A 13,269-nucleotide genomic window follows, 5' to 3' on the forward strand; every position below is an offset into this window, starting at 1 on the left:
TTGCCTGGCGCCTCCCTTTTTTCTCTGAGAGTAACAATGCTAGACCATATTGATCTGACGAAGCTTATATTCGGCCGTCTGACTTGGGATGCAATTCCATTTCACGAACCTATCCTGCTGGCGACCTTTGCAATGGTCGCCCTGGGCGGTATCGCACTCGTTGCGGCACTGACGTATTTCCGCGTCTGGGGTACCCTGTGGCGCGACTGGATCACCAGTATCGACCATAAAAAAATCGGTATCATGTACATGATCCTGGGCTTGGTCATGCTGCTGCGCGGCTTTGCCGACGCGCTGATGATGCGTACCCAGCAGGCGATCGCCTTTGGCGACAATGCCGGCTTCCTGCCGCCGCATCACTACGACCAGATCTTCACCGCCCACGGCGTGATCATGATCTTCTTCGTCGCGATGCCTTTCGTGACGGGTCTGATGAACTACGTGGTGCCGCTGCAGATCGGCGCGCGCGACGTGGCTTTCCCATTCCTCAACAACTTCAGCTTCTGGATGACCACCATGGGCGCCGCCCTGGTCATGGCTTCGCTGTTCGTCGGCGAATTCGCCCGCACGGGCTGGCTGGCGTATCCGCCGCTGTCGGGCATCGTCGGCAGTCCGGACGTGGGGGTAGACTATTACATCTGGTCCTTGCAGATTGCCGGGGTCGGGACGCTATTGTCCGGTGTCAACCTGATCGCCACCATCGTCAAGATGCGCGCACCGGGCATGACCTGGATGAAAATGCCTGTCTTCACCTGGACCGCACTGTGCACCAACATCCTGATCGTCGCCGCCTTCCCGGTGCTGACGGCTGTTCTGGCCATGCTGTCGCTGGACCGCGTTGCCGGCTTTAACTTCTTCACGACGGAACTGGGCGGCAACGCCATGATGTACGTCAACCTGATCTGGATCTGGGGTCACCCGGAAGTCTACATCCTGATCCTGCCGCTGTTCGGCGTGTTCTCGGAAGTGGTCGCCACGTTCAGCAGCAAGCGTCTGTTCGGCTACGCCTCGATGGTGTACGCCACCTGCGTCATCATGATCCTGTCGTACCTGGTATGGCTGCATCACTTCTTCACCATGGGTTCGGGCGCCAGCGTCAACTCCTTCTTCGGCATCACGACGATGATCATCTCGATCCCGACGGGCGCGAAGATCTTCAACTGGCTGTTTACCATGTACCGCGGCCGTATCCGCTTCGAACTGCCGATGCTGTGGACGATCGGCTTCATGGTCACCTTCACCATCGGCGGCATGACCGGCGTGCTGCTGGCCGTACCTCCAGCGGACTTCGTGCTGCATAACAGCCTGTTCCTGATCGCCCACTTCCATAACGTGATTATCGGCGGCGTGGTGTTCGGTGTATTTGCTGCGATCAACTACTGGTACCCGAAAGCCTTCGGCTACAAGCTCGATGCGTTCTGGGGCAAGTGCTCGTTCTGGTTCTGGTTCGTCGGCTTCTACCTGGCCTTCATGCCGCTGTACGTGCTGGGCCTGATGGGCGTGACCCGTCGTGTCAACCACTTTGAAGATCCATCCTTGCAAATCTGGACCATCATCGCCTGGTTTGGCGCCGTCTCGATCGCGCTGGGCATCGGTTCCCTGCTGATGCAGTTCTATGTGAGTTTCCGCAACCGTCACGCCCTGCGCGACGTCACCGGCGACCCATGGGGCGGCCGTACGCTGGAATGGTCGACGTCGTCGCCACCGCCAGACTATAATTTCGCCTTCACGCCACAAGTGCACGAACTCGATGCATGGACTGACATGAAGAAACACGGTTACCAGCGTCCGACGTCCGGTTTCACGAAGATCCACATGCCGAAGAACACCTGGGCTGGTTTCGTGATCGCCGCGCTGTCCGCACTGGTCGGTTTTGGCCTGATCTGGCAAATGTGGCTCGTCGCCGGCATCGGCTTCGTGGTCATGATGATTACGATCATCGTCCATACCTTTAACTACAAGCGCGATTACTACATTCCTGCGGAAGAAGTGGTCCGTACCGAAGACGCTTATACTAAATTGCTGAGCAGCCATGTCTGATACCATCGCCCATAACACCGGCGCCGCTGGCGCCGCACCAAGCACGCGCAGCTACTTTGTGCGCGAGCACCACCCGGAAAACGGCAGCTTGCTCGGTTTCTGGCTCTACCTGATGAGCGATTGCCTGATCTTCGCCTGTCTGTTCGCCACGTACGCCGTGGTCGGCCGCAGCTACGCGGACGGCCCGACGGGCGCCGCGCTGTTCGACCTGCCGCTGGTGGCCGTCAACACGGCCATGCTGCTGCTGTCGTCGATCACCTACGGCTTTGCCATGCTGGCCATGCAGCGCAAGCAATTGCGCAGCACCCTGGTCTGGCTGGGCATCACGGGCCTGTTCGGCCTGGCCTTCCTGTCGCTGGAAATGTATGAATTCATTCATCTGATCCACGAAGGCGCCGGTCCGCAGCGCAGCGCGTTCCTGTCGTCGTTCTTTGCCCTGGTCGGTACCCACGGCTTGCACGTGACGTTCGGCGTGATCTGGCTCGTGACCTTGATGTTCCAGTTGAACAAGCATGGCCTGACCCCGGAAAACGGCCGCCGCATGATGTGCCTGTCGCTGTTCTGGCACTTCCTGGACGTCATCTGGATCGGCGTCTTCACCTTTGTCTACCTGATGGGAGTGCTGCCATGAGCGACCACCACACACACGGCGATAGCCACCACCATGACAACCACGATCATGGCAGCCTGAAAAGCTACGCCATCGGTTTCATCCTGTCGGTGATCCTGACGGCCATTCCGTTCTGGCTGGTGATGACGAAAGCCATCACCAACTCGGGCACCATGGGCCTGGTCCTGCTGGCATTCGCGGCCGTTCAAGTGGTGGTACACATGGTGTACTTCCTGCACATGAACACCAAGTCCGAAGGCGGCTGGAACATGATGGCGCTGATCTTCACGATCATGATCGTGGGTATTGCCATGGCCGGTTCCCTGTGGGTCATGTACCACATGAACCACAACATGATGCCGGATCTGATGCCTGAGTACATGCATACGAAAACGGCTCCATGATGAGTCAACCGCGCCCAAGCAACACCGGGCGCGCCCCTGGCGCCGCATCGCAAGATGCCGCGCCAGGCCCACGCGGCATGGCTGTGCGGTATGCGCTAGCCTTGCTGGCGGGGATCTTGTTTGCCGGTTTCTGCGTCCTGGGAACCTGGCAAGTCAAGCGCCTGTTCTGGAAGCTTGACCTGATCGAGCGCGTCGAACAACGCGTACATGCGCCCGCAACGGACGCGCCTGGACCCGCAGCCTGGGCCAGCATCACGCAGCAAACGGATGAATACCGCCATGTGCGACTCTCCGGTACTTATCTCCCCATTTTCAATACCCTGGTGCAAGCAACGACGGCACTGGGCAGCGGTTACTGGCTGGTGACGCCCTTGCGCCTGGCCGACGGCAGCACCGTGCTCATCAACCGCGGCTTTGTGCCGAAACGCGCCGGCATCGCCGCCAGCACGCCGGCCGGCATCGTCGAGGTCGACGGCTTGCTGCGCATCAGCGAGACGGGCGGCGGTTTCTTGCGTGAAAACAGTCCTGCCACCCAGCACTGGTATTCGCGCGACGTGGCCGCCATCGCCGCCTCGCATATGCTCACCAACGTGGCGCCGTATTTCGTCGATGCGAAGGAAAAATCGGAAACGGCCAGTGACGCCCCCGTCGGCGGCCTGACCGTGATCTCGTTCCACAACAACCACCTCGTGTACGCCTTGACGTGGTTCGCGCTGGCCCTGATGGTGGCCGGCATCACATGGTGGATCGTGCGCGAAGACCGGCGCCGCCGCGCGCGCAAGGCGGGCAATGCCGATCGCCAGGAAAGCGACCATGCCGGGCAGGATTGAAATCCTGCCCAACCGCGAGGTACTAGAACGCGGCGCCGTGGCGGCCGAGATGGAACATCCGGCCGGCCACCAGAACATGAAGCTGCTGATCCAGCTGCGCTGGCTGGCCGTGATCGGCCAGATCAGCACGATCTTCGGCGTGGGCGTGGGACTGGGCATCGCCTTGCCCGTGCCCTACATGCTGGAAGTGCTGTCCTGCCTCATCGCCTTCAATCTGGCCAGCCTGCTGCGCTGGCACGAACGCCAGCCCGTTTCCAACACGGCCCTGTTCCTCGCGCTGCTGGTCGACGTCACCGTGCTGACGGCCCAGCTCTACCTGAGCGGCGGCATCAGCAATCCGTTTGCCTTCCTGTATTTATTGCAAGTCATCCTCAGCGCCGTGCTGCTGGAAGTGTGGTCGACCTGGATCATGGTGGCCATTACCAGCCTGTGCCTGGCGGGCCTGGCCTTGCTGCCCGGCCCCTTGATCCTGCCGATCGACCCCGAGCGCGGCTTTTCCAGCCTGTACGTGCAAGGCCTGCTGATCTGTTTTATTTTGAACGCCGCCTTGCTGGTGGTGTTCATCACGCGCATCAACCGCAACCAGCGGGCCGGCGACGCCAAGGTGGCCGACTTGCGCCAGCGTGCGGCGGAAGAGGAGCACATCATCCGCATGGGCTTGCTGGCCTCGGGCGCCGCGCACGAGCTGGGCACGCCGCTGGCAACCTTGTCCGTCATCCTCGGCGACTGGCGCCGCATGCCGGAACTGAGCAAGAACAGCGAACTGCTGGAAGAAATCACGGAAATGCAGGCGCAATTGCAGCGCTGCAAGAGCATCGTCAGCGGCATTTTATTGTCGGCGGGCGAGGCGCGCGGGGAATCTTCCGTCAAGACGACGATCAATACCTTCCTCAACGAGCTGGTCGACGAGTGGCGCACGAGCCGCCCGATCCAGGATTTCGAGTACGATAACCGCATCGAGCACGATGTGCCCGTCGTCTTCGATTCGACCTTGAAACAAACTATCTGCAATGTGCTCGACAATGCGCTGGAAGCGTCGCCCGAGTGGCTGCGCTTCGAAGCGACGCGCGAAGCGGACGCCTTGCACCTGGTCGTTACCGATGCGGGCCCCGGCTTCGAGCCGTCGATGCTGACGCACCTGGGTAAACCATATCAAAGCAGCAAGGGCAAGCCCGGCGGCGGCCTCGGTCTGTTCCTGGTGGTCAATGTCGCGCGTACCCTGGGCGGCACGGTGACGGCGCGCAACCGGGTGCAGGGCGGGGCGGTGGTGCACCTGGCCTTGCCGCTGGCGGCCATCAAACTGGAAAGAGAAAGCGACCACCATGCAGGATGACCGTCTGTTACTGATCGTGGAAGACGATGCCGCGTTTGCCCGCACCCTGGGCCGCTCGTTCGAACGGCGCGGCTATCAGGTCATCCTGGCCACCAATTTCGATGAGGCGAGCGCCTTGCTGGAACAGCATTGCCCCGACTACGCCGTCGTCGATTTGAAACTCAATGGCAATACGTCCGGCCTGGCCTGCGTGCAGATGCTGCACCAGCACGACCCGGAAATGCTGATCGTCGTGCTGACGGGCTACGCCAGCATCGGCACGGCCGTCGAAGCCATCAAGCTGGGCGCCTGCCAGTATTTGGCGAAACCGTCGAACACGGACGACATCGAAGCGGCCTTCGGCCACGTGGCCGGCAACGCCGACATCGAACTGACGAACCGCGCCACCAACATCAAGACCCTGGAATGGGAGCGCATCCACGAAATGCTGGCCGAGACGGATTTCAATATTTCCGAAACGGCAAGAAGGCTGGGCATGCACCGGCGCACCTTGGCGCGCAAGCTGGAAAAGCAGCGGGTCAAGTAGACATTCCGGTAGTCACTGCGCAGTTTGGTCGTTGTCGAATGCCAGTTCGATCGTACTGTCATCGCTCCAGCGCATGCTGTGGGAAAGCAGCGGTATCGAGCATTGTGGGATTGTTGTTGTGTGTACAGATGGATGGCGTTCAAGCCGGCGCCAGCCACTCCATCTTCTGCACGCGGATATGCGGATGGCTTTCCAGCGCTTCCCATTCGGGCAAAAAGACAAACCCCTGCTTCTGGTAAAACGCCGCCGCGCGCGCATTCTCGGGCGCGACGTCGAGCACCAGGCGAACGTGGCTATTGTCCACGGCGCATTGTTTTACGGCCTCGACCAGGCCTTGCGCCACGGCCAGGCCGCGATATGCGGACTGTACCCACATGGCGATCAAATGGCATTCGCCATTGCCGGCCACCACTTGCGCGGCCAGGCCGATGGGCTGTTCTCCGTCAAAGGCGAGGAAGAAGGTGCGCTGCGGCGTGCTGATGGCGCGCTCTTGCCAGTCCGCATCGGAAAAGCTTGCCGCGCTGGCATGGCTGGCGCCGAAGGCTGTCGGAGCGTCGAGCAGCGCGGCCAGGCGCGTGGCTTTCAGCATGGGCCAGTCGCTGGCGGCGGTGGGGCGTATCAGCAGGCTCAATTGAAGACGATCGCCGTCTTGTGTGCGATGCTGAGCCGGCATGCCTCATACGCGGCCAGCCAGGCGATCAGTTCGCGCTCGAGATCGTCTTCGGCGTCGATACGCGCATTGATGCGCGCCGCTTCTTCATCGCTCAGCTCGTCGCCGAGCAGGAAAATGCCCAGCGCGGGCGCGACCGTGACCAGTTCGGCGCGCAGGCTGTACGAGGAACCGAGCATGCCGCCCAGCAGCGGATGTTCATCATCGGCAAAAATGACGTCGTCGAAGACGAGGGGGAAATAAAAGCCCTCGCAATCGGAATGGCAGAGCAGGTGGCTGTCCAGGTCATCCTGCGCCGCTTCCAGCACCGGATCTTCGCTTGGATCCTCGCCTTCGGCCAGCGGCGTGGCCCGCCATTGCCCATCCTGGACCGCATGCGCATACGCGCGGCGCAAATAATGCAGGTAGCTGTATGGAAAGGAATCAAGCGCTGCGCGCGACTGCAGTTGCGGCAAGACCAGCGGTTCGCCATGCTGCGGCAAGCCCGCTTTTTGCAGCAGGGCGTTCGCTTGCGCCAGGGAATCGGCCAACCATTGCGCGCCTTCCGGGTCTTCTTCGTGCAGGTCGGCCAGAGCGCCGACTGTTATTGCCAATCCCATGCATGGACTCCTTTATTGTTCAGCTGCCAGTGTAAATCATTTGCCTCTGGTCATCATTTACGATTGGTCCCACACTTCGATCGTCAGCAACTGTCCAGGTCTGCAGGCGGCGATGCGCTCCGGATACACGGTAATGCTGCCGGGCCAGCCCGTGAGCTTATCTTGCGGAAACTCCCCATCCTGCGCTTCGGCGATGCCCGCCAGCAGCAGGGGCGTGATAACGTCCGCCGAGGCCGTGTAGCGGTTGGGGAAGCCGTTGAAGGCCAGCTGGGTCGCCTTGCCTTGCTCACACAGTTGCGCGATCCAGTCGGCGCCGAACAGGCCCGCTTCCCACGTGGCGAGAAACGCTTCCTTGTTGACTTTCGTCATATCGGCCATTTGTTCCGGCGTTTCTGTCGAGATAATCGTCCACCAGCCTGACATGGGCATTCCTTGTGAAAAGTGAAAATTAGCGGGTCATGGCGCGGCGCAGCAGGTAGCTGAGGCCATCGACGGCGGCCACCATCAGCAGCATGGCGACGATGACGGTGGCGGCGTTCTGCATCTGGAACAGCGACAGATGGTATTTCAGCATCTGCCCCAGGCCGCCCGCACCGACGACGCCGAGGATGGCGGCGGCGCGGATATTGTTTTCCCAGCGGTACAAAGTGTAGGACATCATCTGCGGCCCGCACTGCGGCAAGGTGGCGTACAAAAAGGCCACCGCAGGCCGGGCGCCGTTGATGCGCAGGGTGGCGGCCGGCAAGGGCGGGCAGTTTTCGAACGCGTCGGCAAACAAGCGGCCCAGCACGCCCACCGTGTGCAGGGCCAGCGCCAGTGTGCCCGCGAACGGGCCCAGGCCGGCGGCGATCAGCAGGATCGAGGCCCACACCAGCTCCGGGATCGAGCGCAGCACATTCAACACGCCACGCGTCGCGTTGCGCGCCAGGCTGCCGAAACGGCCGCTGGCGGGCAGGGCCAGCAGCGCGCCCAGGATGGCGGCGATCACCGTGCCGATGGTCGACATGGCCAGGGTTTCGAACGTGGCCACGCCGACTTTCATCAGGAAGGGGGCGGCCAGCTCGGGCGGGGCGAAGCCGTGCAGGAAATCGGCGCTCGTGCGCAGGGCGTCGGCGCTGAAGAATTCTCCCCATTTCAGGGGCAGGGTGGCGAAGCTGGCGATGACCAGCAGCACTAAACCGGCCAGCAAGGCCCAGGTCGACCAGCGCACGGGGGCAGGGACGGGCAACATCGGTTCCGTCTTCATGCCAGCCTCCGGCGCAGCATGGCGGACACGGCATCGGCACCCGCCACCAGCAGCACGAAGACCATCAGCATGGTGGCCAGCTCATTGCCGGCCATCATCTTCATCGATTCATCCATGCGCTGGCCCAGGCCGCCCGCGCCGACAAAGCCCATGACGACGGAGCCGCGGATCGCGCATTCCCACCGGTAGATCGTGTACGACACCAGTTCGGCGGCCGATTCGGGCAGGGCGCCGTACAGCAAGGCTTTTAATCTGCCGCTGCCGTTGTTCAATAGCGCGTTGCAGGCGGCGGCGTCCGACGATTCGAGGATTTCCGAATACACCTTGCCCAGCATGCCGCAATACGTGAGCGCGATGGCGATCACGCCCGCCGTCGGCCCCAGGCCGACGATGCGTACCAATAGCAATGCCCAGACCAGTTCCGGCACGCTGCGCAGCAGCACCAGCAGCGCACGGACTGCGTGGCGCACGGCGGCGGCCAGGGGCGAGACGGTGCCGCTGCCGATGCGTGAAATCGACAGGCGCTCCGTCACCAGCAAGGTCAGGGGAATGGCCCCCAGCATGGCCAGCGCCATGCCGGCCGTGGCCATGGCGATGGTTTCCCAGCTGGAAATGGCCACCAGCTGCAAAAATTCCAGCGAGTGGGCGGGCGGCACGAAACTGGCGATGAATTGCCAGGTGGCTGCCAGGCTTTGCGCATTCCAGAGTATCCACGGCTTGAATTCGGCCTGCACCAGCATCGGCCACAGCACGAGCAGCACGATGGCAGCCCCGGTCAGGCGGCCGCGCCAGGCGGGGTCGCGCGGCATGGCGGCGTCGGCGCTCTTCAGCAAAGGGGCCTCGCGGCGTCCAGGTTCGCCTCCACCGCCTCGAACTGGGGCGCCGGATCGGCCTTGTTGCGGTACAGCTCGGCGATCATGGCGTCGCTGACCTCGCTAGCAGGCAAGTCGAAGACGATCTTGCCGTCGCGCAAGGCGATGATGCGCGTAAAACAGGCGCGCGCGATCTCCACCTGGTGCAGGCTGCAGATCAGGGTGGCGTTGCGCGCCGTCGCTTCCGCCTGCAGCACATGGATCGTCTGCAAGGCTAGTGTGGGGTCGAGCGCGGACAAGGGTTCGTCGACGAGGAACACTTGTGCATCCGACACGAGCGCGCGCGCCATGCCGCAGCGCTGGCGTTCGCCGCCGGACAGGCGGTCGACCCTGGCGTACAGCTTATCCTGAAGGTTGAATTTGCCCAGTGCTTCCCACGCGGCGCGCGGATCGACGGGCGCGACCAGCGAACGGATGGCCGTCCACAAACTCCATTGCGGCAAGCGTCCCGCCAGCACGGCGTTGACGACGCGCTGGCGCGGCGGCAGCGGCGGCGTTTGCGGCGCCAGGAATAATCGAGCGCGCAAGGCGTGGCGTTCGCCGCTGCCGACTTGCCAGGGCGACGTGCCCAGGATGTGCAATGTGCCCGATGCCGGGCGCAGCGCGCAGGCCAAGGTGTGCAGCAGGCTGGTCTTGCCGGCGCCGGAAGGGCCGATCAGGGCGATCTGTTCACCCTGGGCCACGTCCAGGTCCACATCGCGCAGGGCCAGCGCATTGCCGGCGGCACCCGCGTGGTGGACGCTGACCTTGTGAAGTTGGAATGTCATGCGATGTTCGGTATGGGGGCGTTGGTGTGTCGGATTACGCCATGCGACGGCAGCGTAGGTCGGGTTAGGCCGGAGGCCGTAATCCGACAACATTGTTGGCATTATCGCTTGTGTCGGATTACGCGGCTTTGCCGCTAATCCGACCTACGATAAAACGCGACGACGTCGTTTACTTCAACAGCTTCGCATCGCGCGCGGCCGCTTCGATATCCTTGTAGTTCTCGGCCTTGGTCGGGATGAATTTGGTGGCGCGCTGCAGTTCGAGGATTTCCTTGCCTTCCGGCGTGGAAGCATCGAGCGCCAGGAAGGCGTCCGTCAGCTTCTTGCGCACGACGGGGTTCATGTCGGCGCGCACGCTCCAGTTGTAATCGTAATAGCCCGGCGTCGTGTAGAACACGCGCACCTTGCTTGGATCGACCTTTTTCGCTTCGACCAGCTTTTCCCATACGGAAATGTTCAAGGTGCCCGCATCGACCTTGCCGCCGGCCACGGCCGCCACGGTGGCGTCATGCGCACCCGAAAACGCGATGCGCTTCATGTCCGTATCCGGATTGATCTTGGCGGCCAGCAAATAGTAACGGGGCATCAAGTGGCCCGAGGTCGACGATTCCGAGCCGAACGTGAAGTTCTTGCCTTTCAGGTCAGACAATTGATTGATGTCCTTGCTGGTGGTCACGAACACGGAGCGGAATTTCGTGTCTTCCTCGCGCTGCACCAGCGGCACGATCTTGCCGCCGCTGCGCACATTGGCTTGTACAAACGTGAAACCGCCGAACCAGACCATGTCGAGCTTGTGATTGATCAAGCCTTCCACGGACGCCGCGTAATCGGTGACGGGCGTAAATTCCACCTTCATGCCCAGCTTTTTCTCCAGGTAACTGCCCAGTGGCTTGAACTTGCGCTGCAACTCCGTCGGCGCTTCGTCGGGAATGGCGGACACGCGCAGCACTTGCTGCGCCTGCGCCAGGCCGCTGTGGATGGCCAGGGTGGCGGCGACGGTGGCCAGGATGGCGGGGAACTTGTTGGAGAATGTGGTCATGGGACTGCCTTTGAAAGATTGTTCATTAATATACGGAAACCCCGGTCGTGCCATCCTGCATCTCGCCGATGACGACGGCGTCGCCAAAGCCTTCGGCGCGGAAAATCGCCAGCACTTGCTCGACGGCTTCCGGCGCGCACGCCACCAGCAGGGGGCCGGCCGTTTGCGGGTCCGTCAGGATCGCCTTGTCGATGGCAGTTAGACTGTCGGCCAGCGCCACTTGCTCGCCGTAGCCCTGCCAGTTGCGGCCGGAGGCGCCCGTGATGTTGCCATTCTGCACCAGTTGCTGCACTTGCGGCAGCAGCGGCACGTCAGCCATGGCGATGCGCGCCTGCAACTTGGCACCGCGCGCCAGTTCCAGCGTGTGGCCCAGCAAGCCGAAGCCCGTCACGTCCGTCAGCGCATGCACGCCGTCGAGCAGGGCCAGTTTCTTGCCCGGGGTATTCAATTTGGTGGTGTTGTTGATCAAGGAAGCGTAGCCATCCGCGTCCAGTGCATTCTTCTTCAGCGCGGCTGACAGGATGCCCACGCCGATCGGCTTGCCCAGCACCAGTTTGTCGCCGGCGCGCGCGCCCGCATTGCGCTTCACTTGCGACGGGTGCACCAGGCCCAGCACGACCAGGCCATAGATCGGTTCGACGGAATCGATGGTGTGGCCGCCCGCGATGGGGATGCCGGCCTGGGCGCAGATGGTTTCGCCGCCTTTCAAGATGAGGCCGATGGTTTCCACGGGAAGCTTGTTGATCGGCATGCCCACCAGGGCCAGCGCCATGATGGGCGTGCCGCCCATCGCGTACACGTCGGAAATGGCGTTGGTGGCGGCGATGCGGCCGAAGTCGAACGGGTCGTCGACGATGGGCATGAAGAAATCCGTCGTGGCGATCAGCGCCTGCTCGTCGTTGAGCTGGTAGACGGCCGCGTCATCGGAGGTTTCTATGCCGACCAGCAATTCCTTCGGCAGGGGAAAGCCGCCGCTGCCTTTCAGGATGTCGGCCAGTACGCCGGGCGCAATCTTGCAGCCGCAGCCGCCGCCATGGGCAAATTCGGTCAATCGGATGGGGGTATTGGATGTTGCTGCGCTATCTGACATGGAAATTCCTGCTGATGTTGTGTACAACGATGATCATTTTTACCCCAAACGCAAGGTCTGGGGTCGGACCCTCAGGGGCCGACCCCGGCACTGCGTCTTTAGGGGGAATTAGTGCCGACAATACCACACAACGCGCGCGCGGCTTGCTCAAAGGCATGTTCTGAAATATCGGGCAAGACCAGCGGCGTCGCCTGGGCGTAGCGGCTGAAGTTGCGGGCGATCGATTGCCGGTAGACGGGGTCGTAGTGCTGGACCAGCAGCTCTTCCACCAGTTCGGCCATCTGGCCCGCCGTCGCCAGCTGCTGCCAATGAGCGATTTTCTCCTTGCCATGCAGCTGCGTCAACAGGGCCAGCTGCACATTCAGGCGCTCCGGGTCGCCGACGAAATGCGCATAGTCCTGCATCAGCAATTGCACGCGCTGGTCCGTGGCCAGCCGCACGTCGGTGCAGGCGGCCGCGCGCATCTTGTCCATCAGCGCGTCGGGCACGCGCACGCGGCCCACTTTCTTGCTTTCCGATTCGATGAAGACGGGCAATGCCGGGTCGAACTGGCGCAACTGCTGCCACAGCGCGCTCTCGAACGCCTTTTGCGAGGGCTGCTCTTCCTCTGGCAAGCCGCCCAGCACGGAACCGCGGTGCGCTGCCAATTGCTCCAGGTCGATCACTTGCGCGCCTTGCTTGTCCAGCACCTGCAACAGGCGGCTCTTGCCGCTGCCCGTAGGGCCGCACAGCACGTTGATGAAGTCGAAGCGCTCGGGCAGGGTGGCCAGTTCGGCGTTCACGTGGCGCCGGTAATCCTTGTAGCCGCCGTCGAGTTGCGTGACGGGCCAGCCGATGCGCGCCAGGATGTGCGCCATGGCGCCGCTGCGGTTGCCGCCGCGCCAGCAGTAGACGAGCGGCTTCCATTCGTGCGGGTGACCGAGGAAACCGTCTTCGATATGCCGCGCGATATTCTTCGCCACCAGCGCCGCGCCCAGCTTCTTCGCTTCGAAGGCGCTGGTCTGTTTATATAGCGTGCCGACGCGCACGCGCTGCTCGTCGTCTAGCACGGGCAGGTTGATGGCGCCCGGCAAGTGGTCTTCCGCGAACTCGGACGGGCTGCGCACGTCGATGATGGCGTCGAATTCATGCAGGCGTGGCAGGATGTCGCTGAAGGGAAGGACTGCGGGGTATTTCATCGTGGCGCGGCTGCTTGGAATGGGGAAAGACGTATTATCCCCGATAAAGGCCGCTGGCGTGGGGC

The 13,269-nt window shown here is 62.4% G+C and carries 15 protein-coding genes; 6 read left to right on the forward strand and 9 right to left on the reverse strand.

From position 1 onward, the window contains the following. The first annotated feature begins 36 nt into the window (after nucleotides 1–36). Genes cyoB through AC1RBA_RS03540 form a run of 6 tightly spaced genes read left to right on the forward strand, consistent with a single transcriptional unit; the run spans nucleotide 37 to nucleotide 5,743 of the window. Nucleotides 37–2,040: a cytochrome o ubiquinol oxidase subunit I gene (cyoB, locus tag AC1RBA_RS03515; RefSeq protein ID WP_070218846.1), complete on the forward strand. Its 2,004-nt coding sequence runs from the start codon at nucleotides 37–39 to the stop codon at nucleotides 2,038–2,040. After that, nucleotides 2,033–2,671 (forward strand): cytochrome o ubiquinol oxidase subunit III, encoded by a 639-nt coding sequence (cyoC, locus tag AC1RBA_RS03520; protein WP_034788486.1) that lies wholly within the window; start codon nucleotides 2,033–2,035, stop codon nucleotides 2,669–2,671. The genes cyoB and cyoC overlap by 8 nt, the downstream gene beginning before the upstream one ends. Continuing rightward, nucleotides 2,668–3,054, forward strand: coding sequence for a cytochrome o ubiquinol oxidase subunit IV (gene cyoD / locus AC1RBA_RS03525; protein WP_034788483.1), 387 nt, complete (start codon nucleotides 2,668–2,670; stop codon nucleotides 3,052–3,054). The genes cyoC and cyoD overlap by 4 nt, the downstream gene beginning before the upstream one ends. Beyond that, nucleotides 3,051–3,884, forward strand: a complete 834-nt coding sequence (locus AC1RBA_RS03530; protein ID WP_492416604.1) for an SURF1 family protein — start codon at nucleotides 3,051–3,053, stop codon at nucleotides 3,882–3,884. The genes cyoD and AC1RBA_RS03530 overlap by 4 nt, the downstream gene beginning before the upstream one ends. After that, nucleotides 3,868–5,217 carry an ATP-binding protein gene (locus tag AC1RBA_RS03535; RefSeq protein ID WP_492401326.1) on the forward strand — a complete coding sequence of 450 codons (1,350 nt, stop codon included), beginning with the start codon at nucleotides 3,868–3,870 and terminating at the stop codon, nucleotides 5,215–5,217. Before AC1RBA_RS03530 ends, AC1RBA_RS03535 begins: the two co-directional genes overlap by 17 nt. Further along, complete coding sequence (locus AC1RBA_RS03540; RefSeq protein ID WP_034788474.1) at nucleotides 5,207–5,743, forward strand: response regulator transcription factor; 537 nt, start codon at nucleotides 5,207–5,209, stop codon at nucleotides 5,741–5,743. Before AC1RBA_RS03535 ends, AC1RBA_RS03540 begins: the two co-directional genes overlap by 11 nt. Nucleotides 5,744–5,882: 139 nt before the next feature. Here AC1RBA_RS03540 and AC1RBA_RS03545 read toward each other — a convergent pair whose 3' ends face one another. The 9 genes from AC1RBA_RS03545 to mnmH all read right to left on the reverse strand — a co-directional run bounded on the left by AC1RBA_RS03545 (nucleotide 5,883) and on the right by mnmH (nucleotide 13,204). Next, the gene (locus tag AC1RBA_RS03545; protein WP_492416606.1) at nucleotides 5,883–6,374 is read right to left on the reverse strand and encodes a GNAT family N-acetyltransferase; all 492 of its coding nucleotides are present in this window, start codon (nucleotides 6,372–6,374) and stop codon (nucleotides 5,883–5,885) included. Then, nucleotides 6,371–7,012: a putative DNA-mimic protein gene (locus AC1RBA_RS03550; protein ID WP_492416608.1), complete on the reverse strand. Its 642-nt coding sequence runs from the start codon at nucleotides 7,010–7,012 to the stop codon at nucleotides 6,371–6,373. Before AC1RBA_RS03550 ends, AC1RBA_RS03545 begins: the two co-directional genes overlap by 4 nt. 57 nt (nucleotides 7,013–7,069) lie before the next feature. After that, complete coding sequence (locus AC1RBA_RS03555) at nucleotides 7,070–7,435, reverse strand: hypothetical protein (RefSeq protein ID WP_492416609.1); 366 nt, start codon at nucleotides 7,433–7,435, stop codon at nucleotides 7,070–7,072. 25 nt (nucleotides 7,436–7,460) lie between these two features. Beyond that, on the reverse strand, nucleotides 7,461–8,258 hold the full coding sequence (phnE, locus tag AC1RBA_RS03560) for a phosphonate ABC transporter, permease protein PhnE (protein WP_492416611.1): 798 nt from the start codon (nucleotides 8,256–8,258) through the stop codon (nucleotides 7,461–7,463). Beyond that, a complete protein-coding gene (locus AC1RBA_RS03565) occupies nucleotides 8,255–9,067 on the reverse strand; it encodes a PhnE/PtxC family ABC transporter permease (RefSeq protein ID WP_492417165.1) in 813 nt (270 codons plus the stop codon). Before AC1RBA_RS03565 ends, phnE begins: the two co-directional genes overlap by 4 nt. 17 nt (nucleotides 9,068–9,084) lie before the next feature. Further along, nucleotides 9,085–9,897, reverse strand: coding sequence for a phosphonate ABC transporter ATP-binding protein (locus tag AC1RBA_RS03570; protein WP_492416613.1), 813 nt, complete (start codon nucleotides 9,895–9,897; stop codon nucleotides 9,085–9,087). 169 nt (nucleotides 9,898–10,066) lie between these two features. Beyond that, nucleotides 10,067–10,936, reverse strand: coding sequence for a putative selenate ABC transporter substrate-binding protein (locus AC1RBA_RS03575; protein WP_436497063.1), 870 nt, complete (start codon nucleotides 10,934–10,936; stop codon nucleotides 10,067–10,069). Nucleotides 10,937–10,961: 25 nt separating this feature from the next. Beyond that, entirely contained in the window at nucleotides 10,962–12,026 is a 1,065-nt protein-coding gene (gene selD, locus AC1RBA_RS03580; protein ID WP_492416615.1) for a selenide, water dikinase SelD, read from the reverse strand. Nucleotides 12,027–12,124: 98 nt separating this feature from the next. Beyond that, complete coding sequence (gene mnmH, locus AC1RBA_RS03585; RefSeq protein ID WP_492416617.1) at nucleotides 12,125–13,204, reverse strand: tRNA 2-selenouridine(34) synthase MnmH; 1,080 nt, start codon at nucleotides 13,202–13,204, stop codon at nucleotides 12,125–12,127. Between the last annotated feature and the right edge of the window lie 65 nt (nucleotides 13,205–13,269).

It is taken from the genome of Janthinobacterium sp. GW823-FHT03B06 (assembly GCF_058796955.1).